The organism is Caballeronia sp. LZ019 (assembly GCF_031450825.1).
GTDB lineage: Bacteria > Pseudomonadota > Gammaproteobacteria > Burkholderiales > Burkholderiaceae > Caballeronia.
The window spans coordinates 32,761-47,991 of the sequence record NZ_JARTVZ010000002.1; the positions used below are offsets into that span (position 1 = coordinate 32,761).

Sequence of the window (15,231 nt, forward strand, 5' to 3'; positions counted from 1 at the left end):
CACTCCCCCCATCGATACGAGTCCATGACCATGCCCGAAGCCACCGAAAGACCCTACGTCCTGCACATGTTCACGAGCACGCCGCAGATGAGTCCGTTCGATGTCAACATGGCGGCCGATGCCGGCTATCAGATCGTCGTGCCATATTGCAACGTCGATATCGACAGCGTCGTGCAACTCACCCAGGACGCCATCTTCTCGCGTGGACCGAAGGGCGTATCGCGCACTGGCATCTTCCTCGGCGGACGCGATGTCATGCTCGCCGCCGACATGCTCGAACGCGCGCGCAACGCCATGGTGCCGCCGTTCGAAGTCTCCGTCTTCGCCGATCCGAGCGGCGCCTATACGACAGCCGCCGCGCTCGTCGCACTCGCGGAGAAGCATCTCAAGGCCGTGCATAACGTCGGATTCGACGGCAAGCGCCTGCTGATACTCGGCGGCACCGGCGCGGTCGGGCGCGTGGCCGCGGCGATGGCCGCATCGCTCGGCGCGGATGTCGCGGTCGCAAGCCATTCAAGCCAGTCACGCGCGACGCAAGTCAGTGACGAGATCAACCGGCGCTTCGACATCGCCACATCGGGTGTCGCCACGGGGACGCCCGAGCACCTGCACCGCGAACTTGCGCGCGCGGAGATCGTCTTTGCAACAGCCGTAGCCGGCGTGCAAGTGATGACCGCCGCCGATCTGGCCCATGCGAAACACCTGCTGATCGCCGCCGATGTCAACGCCGTGCCGCCCGAAGGCATCGCCGGCGTTCATGTGATGGACGACGGCAAGCCGCTCGCAGGCGCGGCGCGTGCGGATGCGATCGGCATCGGCGCGCTCGCGATCGGCAACGTGAAGTACCAGGCGGAGCATCGGCTCTTCTTGCGCATGCGAACCGGTGGAAAGCCGGTCTATCTGGGCTTTCCCGAAGCGTTCGACGAAGCGCGCGTCATCGTCGCGGGACAGGACGCGTGATGGCCTCGCGTGCGCCACGCGTTGCGGTGGCGGGTCTGTCCGCGCGCCTGCTCGCACAATCGGCCGAGCGTGCGGGACTCGACGTGGTCGCGCTCGATATCTTCGGCGATCGCGACACGCGCGCGCACGCCGACATGTGGCTCGATATCGGCGGCGACGGCTTGTCGATCGATCGCACGCGCCTCTACGACGCGCTCGAATGCGCCGCACGCCTGCCGCGCATGCTCGGCCTCATCGTGACGAGCGGACTCGAACCGCTCGCGATGGAACTGAGCCGCGCGCCGCGTGTGCCGCGCTTCATCGGCAATGGCGCGCAGGCGCAGACCGTGCGCGATCCGCGGCGCTTCTTCGCGCTGTTGAATGAAGCGCACGTTCCGCATCCGGAAGTGCGCTTCACACCGCCGGAAGATGCGCGCGGATGGCTCGTCAAACGTTCGGATGGCTGCGGCGGGACGCATATCGCGTGGGCGGAGCACGTCGATCATCTTCACGCCGACGCCTATTTTCAGCGCTTTTCGCGTGGCCGTTCCATGTCGGCGCTCTTCGTCGCCGCGCACCGCGAAGCGACGGTGATCGGCTTCGCGGAGCAACTTACGGTCGCGGCGGGCAACCTGCCGTTCGTGCATGCGGGATCGCTCGGGCCCATCATGTTGCCGCGCGATATCGCCGAACGCATCGTTCAGGCAATCGAAACCATCGTTTGGAAAACGGACCTCACGGGACTGAACAGCATCGACTTTCTGCTCGACGACGATACGTTCCAGGTGCTCGAAATCAACACGCGCCCTTCATCGACGATGGCGCTGTATGAAACCGCATGGCCCGATGCGTGGCCGCGCGGCCTGATCGGCGCGCACGTCGAGGCGTGTCTCGACGGCGACTTGCCGCATACGGCCACATGGAAGCATCCCCCGCCGATGATCGCGGGACAACGCGTGGTCTTCGCGTCGCACGGCTTCACCGTATCGACCGCTTTCAGCGACGCCTGTTTCGCCGATTCCGCGTGTCACGACGTACCATCGCCGGGCGCGCGCATCGAGGCGGGCATGCCGGTCTGCACCATCACCGCGACGGCATCCACGCTCGATGCCTTGCGCATCGAACTGGATCGTCAACGTGCGCGTCTTCTGCAACGCATCAATGCCAACTAGCTCATGACCTCGACATCCGCACTCAGCGTCAACGCACTCAGCGAGCCGCTCGTCAAACAGCTCATCGATCATGCGGAACGCCTTCAGGTAGGCATCACTCGCACGCCGGCCGGGACCGTCATCGTGGATGCCGGCGTGAACGCGGCAGGCAGCGTCGAAGCAGGCCTCCTGATCGCGCGCATCTGCATGGGCGGACTGGGAGACGTGACGCAGCGCATCGCCCTCGATGCGGCGCCGCTCTGGCCCAGCTTCATCGAAGTGCACGCGTCGAATCCGGTGCTCGCTTGCCTCGCGAGTCAATACGCGGGCTGGAGCCTTTCAGCGACGAAGGAGCAAACGGGCGGCAAGAAGTTCTTCTCGCTGGGCTCCGGTCCCGCGCGCGCGCTCGCGTGCAAGGAGCCGCTATTCGATGAGCTCGGCTATCGCGATCGTCACGATCGCGGCGCGCTCGTCATGGAAGTGGATCGCGTGCCGCCGCAAGTGGTCATCGACAAGGTGCTCAACGATTGCGGACTCGCACCGGCGAACCTCGTCGTCGCGGTGACACCGACGCAATCTGTCGCGGGGACGGTGCAGGTCGTTGCACGCGTCGTCGAAGTTGCGTTGCACAAGACGCATGTGCTCGGCGTCGATCTGAAGGAGATCGTCGCAGCGAGCGGCAATGCGCCCTTGCCGCCGCCCGCGCCCGATGGCGCGCAGGCAATGGGCCGCACCAACGACGCGATTCTCTACGGCGGCCGCGTGCATCTCACCGTGAAGCGCGATGCGGTTGCGAAGAAGCTCGCGGCCGAGTTGCCATCGTCGAATGCGCGCGACTATGGCGAGCCGTTCGCGGAAATCTTCAAGTCCTTCAACTACGACTTCTATCAGATCGATGCGGCGCTCTTTGCGCCTGCCGAAGCGTGGGTCTCCAGCCTCGAAAGCGGCGCGACGTATCACGGCGGCAAGTTGAACAAGGCGCTGCTCGACGCGCAATGGCAGGCACGATGACACGCATCGCGATCATGACCGACGAGAGGGGCTGGCACACGAGCCGTCTCAGACAAGCGTTCCGCGCGCGCGGCGTGGACGCGCGTTGCGTCGATCTCGCGGATTGCCGCATCGACACGACATGGAAACCGCATGGTCTCGCCATTCCCGGCTTCGGCCGCACGCTGCCGGATGCGGTCTTCGTGCGCGGCATCGCGGGCGGCACGTTCGAGCAGGTCACGCTGCGGCTCGGCGTCCTGCATGCGCTGCGTGAATGCGGCGTACCGGTCTATAACGATGCGCGCGCCATCGAACGCAGCGTCGACAAGTCGATGACGAGCTTTCTGCTGAACCGCTATGGCGTGCCGATGCCCGCGACGTGGGCCGGTGAATCGACCGCATTCGCGCAGCGTGTGCTGATGCGCGAACGTGCGGCGGGCCGCAAGGTCGTGATGAAGCCGCTGTTCGGATCGCAAGGCAAGGGCCTTCAGTTACTCGGCGACGACGCCTGCGAACCGCTGCCGTCGCTCCGGGCGTTCAACGAAGTGGCTTATCTTCAGCGTTATGTCGATGGCGGCGCATCGGGCTTCGACGGCTTCGACTGGCGCGTGCTCGTGATCGGCACGCGGGCGGTCGCGGCGATGAAGCGCGTCGGCGGCGACGGCTGGATTCACAACTTCGCGCGCGGGGCGAAGTGTGAGGCCGCCGAACTCACGCCTTCGCTTGCCGATATCGCGGTGCGCGCAAGCACGGCGCTGGGGCTCGATTATGCGGGCGTCGATCTGATTGCTTCCGCGGCATCCGGCGACAGGCCGCTCGTGCTCGAAGTGAACGGCGTGGCGGCGTGGCGCGGGCTGCAATCGGTGACGTCGTTCGATATCGCGACGCTGCTCGCCGATGACCTGCTCGACGGCAAGCTCGCCGCATCGCAACGGGCGCTGACCGCGCTGACCCTTGCGAGCGGCCATGAACGCGCCTGAGTCATCGGGAGAACGACGCGCACGTGCAGCATTCTTGCAGGCATGCCGGCTCGATGTCGAGACGGCGAAACCGGGCAACGTGAGCATCGCGAGCGCGGGACACGGCATGACGTCGGCGCAATTCATCATCAGCGCAGGCACGGCCGCAGCCGGCCTGTTCACGCCGGGCGCAAGCGTCGGCGCGCGCATTCTCGATGCCGTGCGCCGCACCTTCGATGCGGTCGCCTGCAATACGAATCTCGGCATCGTGCTGCTTGCCGCGCCGCTGTGCGCCGCGCTCGAACGCCTGCCGTGCGATGCGGACATCGGCACCGGCCAATGGCGCGCACAGACGGAGCATGTGCTTGCATCGCTCGATATCGACGATGCGCGGCTCGCCTATCGCGCGATCGCCATCGCGAATCCAGGCGGTCTCGGCGACGCGCCCGAGCAATCGGTGCATGAAGCGCCGACCATCGATCTGCGCACAGCGATGTCCCTTGCCGCGGATCGCGACAGCATCGCGAGACAGTACGCCAACGGCTTCGCGGACGTCTTCGATGCAGCGCAACGGGCGAACATCGAAGAAAACACCGCAATACTAGGGATCTTCCTTAGCTTCCTTGCCGCGCTGCCCGACTCGCACATAGTGCGCAGGCAAGGCGCGGCGATGGCGCAAAGTGTCACGCGCGATGCCGCCGCGCATCGCGCGCGCTGGCTGGCTGCCGGAGCGCCGATGGACGATCCAAAACTCGCTGCATGGGACGCCGAGCTCAAGGCGCGCGGCATCAATCCGGGCACGAGCGCGGACCTTGCCGTGGCGACGATGTTCGTCGCGCTGATGACCGCGTGATGGAAAAGACGCGACACGTACCCCGCAAAAAGTGGCACGGATCATGTTTAGGAAGTGCGCGGTTATGCAGCCCCGTTTTTCAACGAGCCTTGCGCGGTCACTCATGCCCTCGCGAGCGAAGAGAGCAAGTCGGTCGTCCCAAGAACCACTCATCACTGGAGGAACAGCATGGCCAAGATCAACCGCGTCCTGATAGGAGAGTCGCTGGTCGGCGAAGGCAACGAGGTCGCACACATCGACTTGATCATCGGACCGCGAGGTTCCGCTGCGGAAACGGCGTTCTGCCACGCGCTCACGAACAACAAGGATGGCTTCACATCGCTGCTGGCCGTGGTCGCACCGAATCTCATCACGAAGCCGAACACGATTCTCTTCAACAAGGTGACCATCAAGGGCGCGAAGCAGGCCGTGCAGATGTTCGGACCCGCACAGCATGCGGTGGCGCTCGCCGTTGCCGACAGCGTGGAGGACGGCACCATTCCCGCGGACGAAGCCGACGACCTGTTCATTTGCGTCGGCGTGTTCATCCACTGGGAAGCGTCCGACGACAAGAAGATTCAGGAGTTCAACTATCGCGCGACGCGGGAATCGATTCAGCGCGCCGTCGCGGGCGAACCGAAAGCGGCCGATGTCGTAGCGAAGAAGAGCTCGGTCGCGCATCCGTTCGCGGCGTCCTGAGCGATGTGACCTGTCTCGCGGCCGGTGCGCGTCGTGCGGCACCGGCCGTTCATCATCGACGATAAAGCGAGGCTCATCGAATGATTTCACGTTGCCGCACGCTGACGATGCTCGTCACGCTCTCGCTAGTCTCCGTGTTCTCGCCGCATTCGTACGGCGCGGGCGCGCAAGGACACGACTATCCGACCGAGGGCCGCGTCGAATACGTGTTGAGCTGCATGGACGACAACGGGCACGACTTCGTGAACGTCTACAAGTGCTCCTGCGCGATCGACAGGATCGCAAAAGTGCTCAACTATGACGACTTCGTCGAGCAGTCCACCTTCTCCAAGTATGCGACGCTAGGCGGCGAAGGCGGCGCAGAATTCCGCGTGGATCGCGCAAAGGCGCAGACGAAGAAATTCCGCGAGCTGCAGCGCGATGCGTTCAAGGCTTGCGGCATCGTGCAGCGCGCGTCGGCCAACAAATAAGCTGCGTTACTGCGGGACGTATCCGCGCCCGATCCAGCCGAGACCCGTCGTCGCCGACCACGCGCGCCGGCGCTCGATCACGACGCCGACCGCATCGACGTCATCGAATTTCGCGGGTTTCGCCAGCGATATCTTCACCCAGTGCGCGCCGAAATCCGCAATCACCATCTGCGCGATCCGTTCCGCCAGCGCCTCGAGCAATTGCAGCCGATGCGATGCGAGCAGCGCATGAATGGCGTCGCGCACGGCTGCATAGTTGATCGTGTCGGCGATGTGATCGGTGGTGCATGCACGAATCGACGGCACGCCGATCATGAGACTCATGCGGACGGGCTGCGCGTCGTGCAGCTCGCTCTTGTCGATGCCGATGACCGTCTGCCCCGTCAATCCGTCGATATAAACGATATCCATCGCGGCGTCGTGCTGTTCGGCGAAGGCGTTACCTGTGGCTTCGCGGATCGGATCGAATCGGCCCATGTGGGGGTGCCTCGCGTGAGATTGCGGCGCCTCGACGCCGAAGGAATCCGTAACGGCCAAGCAAAAACCGGGCGCAAAAGGCCTTTCCCATGCGACTACCGATTGAACACATGCGTCATAGGATGTACAGTTTTTGAGAACCGGGAGTCCGAACGACAGCATCAGCCCGGCTACGAGGCGCGCACGCGTGCGGCGAACAGCACGACGGCAATGGAGAACGAGCCGCAGCGCCAGCGGAAATCACAACGGATACGGCGTCGGTAAGCCGCGCGGCGAGCGCGCGGCGGAACGCGGCGCCACGGAGACACGCCCCCATGTCGTCGCTTGCTGACGTAGATACGCATGTCCGGGAAGTGCTGAACATCGTCAATAACCCGCTGGCTTCACGGCGCGCGAGCGATTCCGTCGCGCAATCGTGGATGCGCTGCCTCACCGAATTCCACCTCGATCCCGGCCGTTTCGTGATGCCGCCCGTCCTCACGCAGCGCGAACTCACCGAACGTCGCGAAGCCGCGAGCGATCTCATCGCGTGCTCGAAGCTCGAGATGACCACGCTCTATCAGCAACTCGCGGACCCCGAACTCGCGGTCGTGCTCGTCGATGCCGATGGCGTGATCGTGCATCAGGTGTCGTCGGTGCCGTTCGGCGAAGCCGTCGCCGCCGATGGCCTGCGCGTCGGCGCGCTATGGAGCGAGCGCGAAGCCGGCACGAACGGCATGGGCACGTGCCTCATCGAGCGCGACTGTATCGCCGTGTGCCAGCACGAGCATTTTTATCCGCGCTATACGTCGCTTACCTGCTCCGCCGCGCCGATCTTCGACGAACGCGGCGCGGTGGTCGGCGTGCTCGATGTCACGAGCCGCTCGAAACTCTTGCAGCAGCATTCGCTGGTGCTCGTCGGCATGTCGCGGCAGATGATCGAAAATCGTCTGATCGATGCGCGCTACCGGCACGCGAACATGATCCACTTCCATAGCAGGCCGGAGTTCGTCGGCACGCTGCACGCGGGCAAGCTCGCCGTCAGCGACGAGGGCATCGTGCTGGCGGCAAGCCGCAGCGCGCTGTTTCAGCTCGACTTGCGCTCGCCGGCGGAGCTATGCGGCAAGCGCATCGAAGAAGCGTTCAACGCAACATTGGAAGACATGATCGCGCGCAGCATTCGCGGCTCGTTTCACCCGGTCACGGTCTATAGCGCAAAAGCGAACAGCCGTTTCTTTCTCACGGCGCAAACACCGCGCGAAGCCGCAAAGAGCGCAACGCGCATTCTGATGAACGACACCCGCGCGAAACCGGCGCGCAAAGACGCACGCGATGCCGCGGACACAGGCCGTCTCGACAAGCTCTCGCATCTGGAATTCGGCGATCCGCGCATGGCCTCGCAAATTCAGCTTGCCGCGCGCGTGATTCAACGCAAGATTCCGATCATCCTGCGCGGGCAGACGGGCACCGGCAAGGAAGTGTTCGCGAATGCGCTGCACAGCATCAGCCCGAACGGGAGCGGCGCTTTCGTCGCGGTGAATTGCGCATCGCTGCCGGAGAATCTCATCGAGAGCGAATTGTTCGGTTATCGCGCGGGCGCATTCACCGGCGCGCAGCGTGAAGGCCGGCGCGGCAAGATCGTGCAGGCAAACGGCGGAACGCTTTTCCTCGATGAGATCGGCGACATGCCGCTCGCGTTGCAAGCGCGCCTCTTGCGCGTGCTCGAAGAACACGAGGTGACGCCGCTCGGCGCGGAAACCACCGTCAAGGTCGATTTCCAGTTGATCAGCGCGAGCCACCGCAATCTCATCGAGCTCGTGCAGAACGGCATGTTTCGCGAGGACTTGTACTACCGGCTCAACGGGATCGAAATCAATCTGCCGCCATTACGCGAACGTGCCGATGCGGCGGCGCTCATCGCCCATATTCTCGAGACCGAATCCGAAGATCCGCCGGCGTTGAGCGCCGAAGCGCGCCAGGCGCTGCTCGACTATCCGTGGCCCGGCAACATCCGGCAATTGCGGCATGTGCTGCAAATGGCGATCGCCCTCTGCGATGGCAACGAGATTCGCTGCGCGCATCTGCCGCCGGAGATCGTGAGCGGCGTATCCGCGCGGGCCGCGAGTCCGGCACCATCGCCTGCGCCCGCGCATCTCACCGACGATGCGCAAATGAGCGCGCTAAACGCGATCCAGGTGAAGGAGCGCGAGACCGTGCTGCTGTTGCTCGAGGAACATCGCTGGAACGTGAGCAATGTCGCGAAGGTGCTGGGCATCAGCCGCAATACGCTTTATCGCAAGATGCATCGGCTGCACATTCGGCTGTCGCATGATTCACCCGCGCCGCACGACGCATGACGCAGCCGACGCCCGCCCGCCGGCTCGACGAATTCAAGCCCGATGCCCACTTCGCGTGGTGCGTGACGGGGTCCGGTCACATGATCGAAGAGTCGATCGATCTTGCATTGCGCCTGCCGCGCTGCGATCTCTTTCTCTCGTCGGCAGGCGAGGAAGTGCTGCCGCTGTATGGCTGGCCGCTCAAGAGACTGCGCGAGCACTTCAAGGTCTTTCGCGACAACAGCGCGAGCAGCGTGCCCGTCGGGATGCTCTACAACGGCGACTACCACACCGTCGTGATCGCGCCCGCGACCAGCAATACGGTCGCGAAGTGCGCGTTCGGCATCTCCGATACGTTGCCCACGAACCTCTTCGCACAAGCGGGCAAGCAATGCGTGCCGGGCATCGTGTTGGCATGCGATACCGCGCCGAGCGTCATCACGCAGACGCCGCGCGAATGGGTCGAAGTGCGCCCGCGTGCGATCGAGTTCGAGAACGTCGAGCGGCTTGCGCGCATCGAACATACGACCGTCGCCTATACGCTCGATGACCTGCGCGCCGCGCTCGATCGGCGGCTCACGCAACTCAGCCTCGCATGGAACACATCGTCTTCCTGACCGGCCGGCTCGCCGAGCAGAGCCTGTATCGCGTGCTGGAGGGCATCGCGCCTGCGGATGCGGCATCGCCGTTCACATGGGAGGTGCGCGAGATCGGCCTGCAGGTGGCGGGCTTGATGACGGCCGACATGATCCGTTCGACGAGTAACCCTGCCGCTCACCGACGGCACCAGCCGCATGATCGTGCCGGGCCGATGCCGTGGCGACCTCAATGCGCTCAGCGCGCACTTCGGCGTGAACGTCGAGCGCGGTCCCGAGGAAGTGAAGGACCTGCCGCAGTTCTTCGGACGCGAGGCGCGGCATGTGGACTTGTCCCGTTACGAGACGGAGATTTTCGCGGAGATCGTGGATGCGCCGCGCCTCGCCCTCGACGGCATCGCAACTCGCGCGCGCGAGTATGCGAAACAGGGCGCGAATGTGATCGATATCGGCTGCCTGCCCGAGACGCCGTTTCCCCATCTCGAAGATGCAGTGGCGATGCTCAGGGAACAGGGCTATCGCGTGAGCGTCGATTCCATGGTCGCCGACGAGCTGTTGCGCGGTGCGCGGGCGGGCGCGGACTATCTGATGAGCCTGAACATCGACACGTTATGGATAGCTGATCAAACTGCGTCCACACCGATACTCGTCCCGCGCGAGCCGCACGACACGGCATCGCTCGACGCGGCCATCGACGCGATGCAGAAGCGCAATCGCCCCTTCCTCGCCGATCCCATTCTCGATCCGATTCCGTTCGGGCTCGCCGCTTCCATCGCGCGCTATGTCAACCTTCGCGAGCGTCATCCCGATGTCGCGATCATGATGGGCATCGGCAACGTCACCGAACTGACCGAAGCGGATACGAGCGGCATCAATGCGGTGCTGATGGGCATGGCCGCCGAGTTGCGCGTGGCGGCAGTGCTGACGACATCGGTCAGCCTCCATGCGCGCCGCGCGGTGCGCGAAGCCGACGTCGCACGCCGTGTGATGCATGCCGCGCGCGAAACACAGACATTGCCGAAGGGCATCACCGGCGACCTGTCGGCGCTGCATGCAAAGCGGCCGTTTCCGTATGGCGCCGATGAAATCGACGCGCTCGCATCCGCCGTTCGTGATCCTAACTTTCGCGTTCAGGTTTCGGAGGAAGGCATCCACGTCTATAACCGCGACGGACATCGGCTCGATATCGATCCGTTCGCGCTCTATCCGCAATTGCAGCTGGAATCGGATGGCGGCCATGCGTTTTACATGGGCGTGCAGCTTGCGCGGGCGGAGATCGCGTGGCAGCTCGGCAAGCGCTTCGACCAGGATCAGCCGCTCGACTGGGGATGCCAGGTGGATCGGCCGCAAGAGGATCTCACCGCGTGGCATGCGCCCGGCCCGACGATGAAGAAGCGTTAGTCAGCCCTTCCATTTGATCGAGCAGCCCAGTGCCGGATATTGCTCATCGGGTTCGCGGCCATCGGCGATGGCGCGCATTGCTTCGTACAGGTCTCTTCGAGCGTCAGGTAACGGTTCCTTTCGCGATGCATCGATGCGTCCGCGATAGCGCAAGCGCAGCGCGCTATCGAAGCCGAAACATTCGGGCGTGCAGACCGCGCCGTACGCTCGCGCAACGTTCTGCGTTTCATCGTGGAGATAGGGGAACGGCAGCCGCCATTCGCTCGCCACTTCGATCATGCGATCAAAGGCGTCGTCAGTGTGAATGCTTGCATCGTTCGAATTGATGCCCGCCATGCCGATGCCGATTGCCGCCAGATCGATCGCATCGCGGATCAGGTGAGGCAGCGCCGCCTTCACGTACGGGCAATGGTTGCAGATGAAGACAAGCACCAGGCCGTCACGTCCGCGCACGGAGTCGAGCGTATGGGTGCTGCCATCGGTGGCGCGAAGCGTGAATGCGGGCGCGATTGCGCCGCGGTCCGCTGTCGGGGATGCGGTAGGCATGAGATAGCTCCCAATTGGCCGTGCGGCATATTGGCGGGTGTGGAGGAGTCGGTTAGGATGGGATTTCTTGTTAGTTATACGGAGTATCCATGTACATTTTCAACGTCGAAGAGGCGCAGAAGGATTTGCCGAAGATTCTCGAAATGGTGGCGCAAGGAAAAGACGTCGCGATCGGCGGCGAGCATCCCGTCCTGCTTCACCGCGTACGGGCGGTCGGCAACCTCGGCGACGACCCCGAAACCTGCGGTTCGATCGTCGTAGGTTACGTGGACGACAGCGTGCTCGAAGATGAAGTCGTGAAGCCTCTGCCGGACGACATCATCGACGAGTTCTACAAACCGTTGCCGGACGACATCGTTTCCGCGCTCGAGGGCCGATGATGCGCCTGTTGCTCGACACCCACATCTACATCTGCAGCGTGACGAGGAATCGCAAGCTGCCGGTCGACATGCGCGAAGAGATTGCCGAAGCGAAGCAGGTCTATGTCAGCACGGCGAGTATCTGGGAGTTGTCGATCAAGGCGGCGCGCGGCAAGCTCGAGCCGAACGCCGCACGAAGCATCCACGAGTTCGAAGCGCATCGCTTCATCGAACTGACGGTTCGACTCGCGCACGCAAGAGCCGTGCGTGCGTTGCCCCACCTGCACCGCGACCCGTTCGATCGGCTCCTGGTCGCTCAGGCGCGTACCGAACAGCTCAAGTTTCTGACAGTCGATGGCGAACTTGCCGAATATGTCAACGAACCGGTGCCGGTCTGATCACCCATACCGCTTGGCCATCGCCTCCATCGCCAGCGGCCTGATCCGCTGCGCCTGCCCCTCGCATCCGAACGCGCGAAACCGGTCGATGCAAAGATCGCGCGCCGCCGCCGTCGCCGCTTTCAGCGCATGTCGCGGATCGAACTCCGACTTGCTCGACGCCATCGCGCGCCGCATGGCACCGGTCATCGCAAGGCGTATGTCGGTATCGATGTTCACCTTCCGCACGCCATTCGCAATTCCGCGCCGGATTTCCTCCACCGGCACGCCATAAGTTGACGGAATCTCACCTCCGTGCTCGCGTATCACATCGAGCCATTCCTGCGGCACCGAAGACGACCCGTGCATCACCAGATGCGTATTCGGAATGCGCGCGTGTATGTCGGCGATACGGTCGATCGCGAGGATATCGCCCGTCGGCTCGCGACTGAACTTGTATGCGCCGTGCGACGTGCCGATCGCAATGGCGAGCGCATCGACGCCGGTGGCATCGACGAAATCGCGGGCTTCATCGGGGTCGGTCAGCAGCCGGTCATGACCGAGCGCGCCCCGCGCACCGACACCATCCTCCTCGCCCGCGCGTCCCGTTTCGAGCGAACCCAGGCAGCCGAGCTCGCCTTCGACCGAGACGCCCACCGAATGCGCCGCATCGACCACGCGGCGGCTGACCTCGACGTTGTAGACATAGTCGGCGGGCGTCTTCTGGTCGGGCATGAGCGAGCCATCCATCATCACCGACGTGAAGCCCGAGCGGATCGCCTGCTGGCAAACGGCCGGGCTCGCGCCGTGATCCTGATGCAGCACGACCGGTATGTCCGGATGCGCCTCGACCGCCGCGAGCACCAGATGCCGCAGATACGGCTCTCCTGCATATTTGCGCGCGCCCGCGGATGCCTGCAGGATCACGGGACCCTTCGTGGCTTCAGCCGCCTGCATGATCGCGTGGATCTGCTCCATGTTGTTGACGTTGAACGCGGGGACGCCGTAGCCGTGCTCCGCCGCGTGGTCCAGCAACTGCCTCAAGGCGATGAAAGCCATCGTCGTTCTCCAGGTTCAGGCCGCCACACGGCGCGCCTGTTCGATCACGGCCTCCGTCGTCACGCCGAAATGCGCGTACAGTTCGCTCGCCGGCGCGGACTCGCCGAAACGGTCGATGCCCACCACGCCGCCATGCAAGCCGACGTATTGCCGCCAGAACGCGGTCACGCCCGCTTCGACGGCAACGCGCGGCACGCCATCGGGCAACACGCGCTCGCGCCAGGCGTGGCATTGCCGATCGAAGACGGTCGTGGACGGCATCGATACGACGCGCGCGAGTATGCCTTCACGCTTCAACGGTTCGATGGCCGCCAGCGCCAGTGCCACTTCCGATCCCGTCGCGATCAGCACCACGCGCCGGGCATCGCGCTCACAGGAGCCCGGCCAGTCGGCGAGCACGTATCCGCCGCGCTCGATCGCGTCGATCTGCGCTTCGTCGCGCGGCACGAAAGGCACGCTCTGACGCGACAGCAACAGGCACGACGGACGGTCGCGCTCCACCGCGCCGACCCACGCCTGCGCGGTCTCGACGGCATCGCACGGACGCCACACGTCGAGCCCGGGAATCAGCCGCAAGGTCGCGGCATGCTCGATCGGCTGATGCGTCGGTCCGTCTTCGCCGAGGCCGATCGAATCGTGCGTGAAGACGAACACCGTTCGCGTCTTCATCAAGGCGGCCATGCGCAGCGCGTTGCGCGAATAATCGGAGAACGTGAGGAACGTGCCGCCGAACGGCAGGTAGCCGCGATGCAGCGCGATGCCGTTCATAATCGCGCTCATGCCGAACTCGCGTACGCCGAAGTGGATGTAATTGCCGCGTCCCGGCGATGCGGTCACGTCGATCGCCTCCTTCCATCGCGTGAGGTTCGATCCGGTCAGGTCCGCCGATCCGCCAAGCAACTCGGGCAACACACGCGCAAGTCCTTCGATGGCATGCTGCGATGCCTTGCGCGTCGCGATGCTCTGACGCGCGCGGCCGGCGTCGCGCACGAGCGCATGCGCGGCATCGCGCCAGTTCGCGGGTAACGCGCCACGCGTGCGTCGCTCGAATTCAGCGGCGTGCTCGGGATACGTGTGGCGATACGCGTCCATGCGACGCTTCCAGTCCCGTTGCGCAGCCGCACCTTCATCGCGCGCGTCCCATCGCTCGCGAATCGATGCCGGTATCTCGAACGGATCATGTGGCCAGTCGAGCGCGAGACGCGTGGCTTCCACTTCGTTCGCGCCGAGCGGCGCGCCGTGTACATCGTGCGTGCCGGCCATCGACGGCGCGCCATGACCGATCGTCGTCTTGCAGCAGATCAGCGTGGGACGATCCGATGTGCGCGCTTCGTCGATTGCCCGCGAGACTGCTTCGACATCCTGACCATCCACGTCAGCGATCACATGCCATCCGCAAGCCGCGAACCGTTGCGGCGTGTCGTCGCTGAACCAGCCTTGCACCCGACCGTCGATGGAAATGCCGTTATCGTCGTAAAGCACCGTGAGCTTGTCGAGCCGCAACGTCCCCGCGAGCGACGCCGCCTCATGCGACACGCCTTCCATCAGACATCCGTCGCCGACGAACACATACGTCCGATGATCGACGATCTCATGCCCCGGCCGATTGAACTCCCGCGCAAGCAGCGTCTCCGCGAGCGCCATTCCGACCGCGTTCGCGAAGCCCTGCCCGAGCGGGCCTGTAGTCGTTTCCACGCCGGGCGTGACGCCGACTTCAGGATGCCCCGGCGTCTTGCTGCCCATCTGCCGGAAGCGCCTCAGTTCGTTCATCGGCAAGTCATAGCCGGTGAGATGCAGGAGCGCGTAAAGCAGCATCGAGCCATGACCATTCGACAACACGAAGCGGTCGCGGTCGGGCCAGTCCGGATCGGCGGGATTGTGCTTCAGATGACGGCTCCACAATGCGACGGCGATCTCGGCCATGCCCATCGGCATGCCGGGATGACCCGAATTCGCCTGCTGCACCGCGTTGACGGCGAGCATGCGAAGCGCATTCGCCATCTGGCGCGTATCGGGAGATCGAAAAGCTCTGGGTAAAGCCTCGGCGACGGCATTCATGAA

General features: G+C 64.3%; 15 protein-coding genes and 1 pseudogene. 12 read left to right on the forward strand and 4 right to left on the reverse strand.

Annotated elements, in window-relative coordinates:
• Positions 1–30 precede the first annotated feature (30 nt).
• The 7 genes from P9255_RS03165 to P9255_RS03195 all read left to right on the forward strand — a co-directional run bounded on the left by P9255_RS03165 (position 31) and on the right by P9255_RS03195 (position 6,040).
• Entirely contained in the window at positions 31–960 is a 930-nt protein-coding gene (locus tag P9255_RS03165; RefSeq protein ID WP_309766839.1) for a methylenetetrahydromethanopterin dehydrogenase, read from the forward strand.
• Entirely contained in the window at positions 960–2,111 is a 1,152-nt protein-coding gene (locus P9255_RS03170; RefSeq protein ID WP_309766679.1) for an ATP-grasp domain-containing protein, read from the forward strand. The genes P9255_RS03165 and P9255_RS03170 overlap by 1 nt, the downstream gene beginning before the upstream one ends.
• Before the next feature lie 3 nt (positions 2,112–2,114).
• Entirely contained in the window at positions 2,115–3,101 is a 987-nt protein-coding gene (mch, locus tag P9255_RS03175; protein WP_309766680.1) for a methenyltetrahydromethanopterin cyclohydrolase, read from the forward strand.
• The gene (locus P9255_RS03180; protein ID WP_309789143.1) at positions 3,086–4,060 is read left to right on the forward strand and encodes a RimK family alpha-L-glutamate ligase; all 975 of its coding nucleotides are present in this window, start codon (positions 3,086–3,088) and stop codon (positions 4,058–4,060) included. The genes mch and P9255_RS03180 overlap by 16 nt, the downstream gene beginning before the upstream one ends.
• Positions 4,047–4,892 carry a triphosphoribosyl-dephospho-CoA synthase gene (locus P9255_RS03185; protein WP_309766683.1) on the forward strand — a complete coding sequence of 282 codons (846 nt, stop codon included), beginning with the start codon at positions 4,047–4,049 and terminating at the stop codon, positions 4,890–4,892. The genes P9255_RS03180 and P9255_RS03185 overlap by 14 nt, the downstream gene beginning before the upstream one ends.
• 168 nt (positions 4,893–5,060) lie before the next feature.
• Positions 5,061–5,570, forward strand: a complete 510-nt coding sequence (gene fae, locus P9255_RS03190) for a formaldehyde-activating enzyme (RefSeq protein ID WP_309766685.1) — start codon at positions 5,061–5,063, stop codon at positions 5,568–5,570.
• An 80-nt stretch (positions 5,571–5,650) separates the two neighbouring features.
• Positions 5,651–6,040, forward strand: a complete 390-nt coding sequence (locus P9255_RS03195) for a hypothetical protein (RefSeq protein ID WP_404980246.1) — start codon at positions 5,651–5,653, stop codon at positions 6,038–6,040.
• 6 nt (positions 6,041–6,046) lie between these two features.
• Here the strand turns inward: P9255_RS03195 and P9255_RS03200 are convergent, their stop codons facing one another.
• The gene (locus tag P9255_RS03200; protein ID WP_404980247.1) at positions 6,047–6,517 is read right to left on the reverse strand and encodes a dihydroneopterin aldolase; all 471 of its coding nucleotides are present in this window, start codon (positions 6,515–6,517) and stop codon (positions 6,047–6,049) included.
• 314 nt (positions 6,518–6,831) lie between these two features.
• On the opposite strand from P9255_RS03200, the gene P9255_RS03205 reads away from it, so the two are divergent.
• The 3 genes and pseudogenes from P9255_RS03205 (at position 6,832) to P9255_RS03215 (ending at position 10,829) form a co-directional block, all read left to right on the forward strand.
• Positions 6,832–8,853, forward strand: a complete 2,022-nt coding sequence (locus tag P9255_RS03205; RefSeq protein ID WP_309789144.1) for a sigma-54-dependent Fis family transcriptional regulator — start codon at positions 6,832–6,834, stop codon at positions 8,851–8,853.
• Positions 8,850–9,449, forward strand: a complete 600-nt coding sequence (locus P9255_RS03210) for a flavoprotein (RefSeq protein WP_309766688.1) — start codon at positions 8,850–8,852, stop codon at positions 9,447–9,449. The genes P9255_RS03205 and P9255_RS03210 overlap by 4 nt, the downstream gene beginning before the upstream one ends.
• Positions 9,428–10,829, forward strand: a pseudogene (locus tag P9255_RS03215) (DUF6513 domain-containing protein). Before P9255_RS03210 ends, P9255_RS03215 begins: the two are co-directional and overlap by 22 nt.
• Here the strand turns inward: P9255_RS03215 and P9255_RS03220 are convergent.
• Positions 10,830–11,375: a thioredoxin family protein gene (locus P9255_RS03220; protein ID WP_309766692.1), complete on the reverse strand. Its 546-nt coding sequence runs from the start codon at positions 11,373–11,375 to the stop codon at positions 10,830–10,832.
• Positions 11,376–11,464: 89 nt separating this feature from the next.
• Here P9255_RS03220 and P9255_RS03225 point away from each other — a divergent pair, with 89 nt between their 5' ends.
• Together P9255_RS03225 and P9255_RS03230 are read left to right on the forward strand one after the other, a co-directional pair.
• Complete coding sequence (locus tag P9255_RS03225; protein ID WP_309766695.1) at positions 11,465–11,755, forward strand: hypothetical protein; 291 nt, start codon at positions 11,465–11,467, stop codon at positions 11,753–11,755.
• On the forward strand, positions 11,755–12,132 hold the full coding sequence (locus P9255_RS03230) for a type II toxin-antitoxin system VapC family toxin (RefSeq protein ID WP_309766842.1): 378 nt from the start codon (positions 11,755–11,757) through the stop codon (positions 12,130–12,132). Before P9255_RS03225 ends, P9255_RS03230 begins: the two co-directional genes overlap by 1 nt.
• Here the strand turns inward: P9255_RS03230 and fba are convergent, their stop codons facing one another.
• Positions 12,133–13,170, reverse strand: a complete 1,038-nt coding sequence (gene fba, locus P9255_RS03235; RefSeq protein WP_309789145.1) for a class II fructose-bisphosphate aldolase — start codon at positions 13,168–13,170, stop codon at positions 12,133–12,135.
• A 15-nt stretch (positions 13,171–13,185) separates the two neighbouring features.
• Positions 13,186–15,228 carry a transketolase gene (gene tkt, locus P9255_RS03240; protein ID WP_309789146.1) on the reverse strand — a complete coding sequence of 681 codons (2,043 nt, stop codon included), beginning with the start codon at positions 15,226–15,228 and terminating at the stop codon, positions 13,186–13,188.
• Positions 15,229–15,231: the final 3 nt, after the last annotated feature.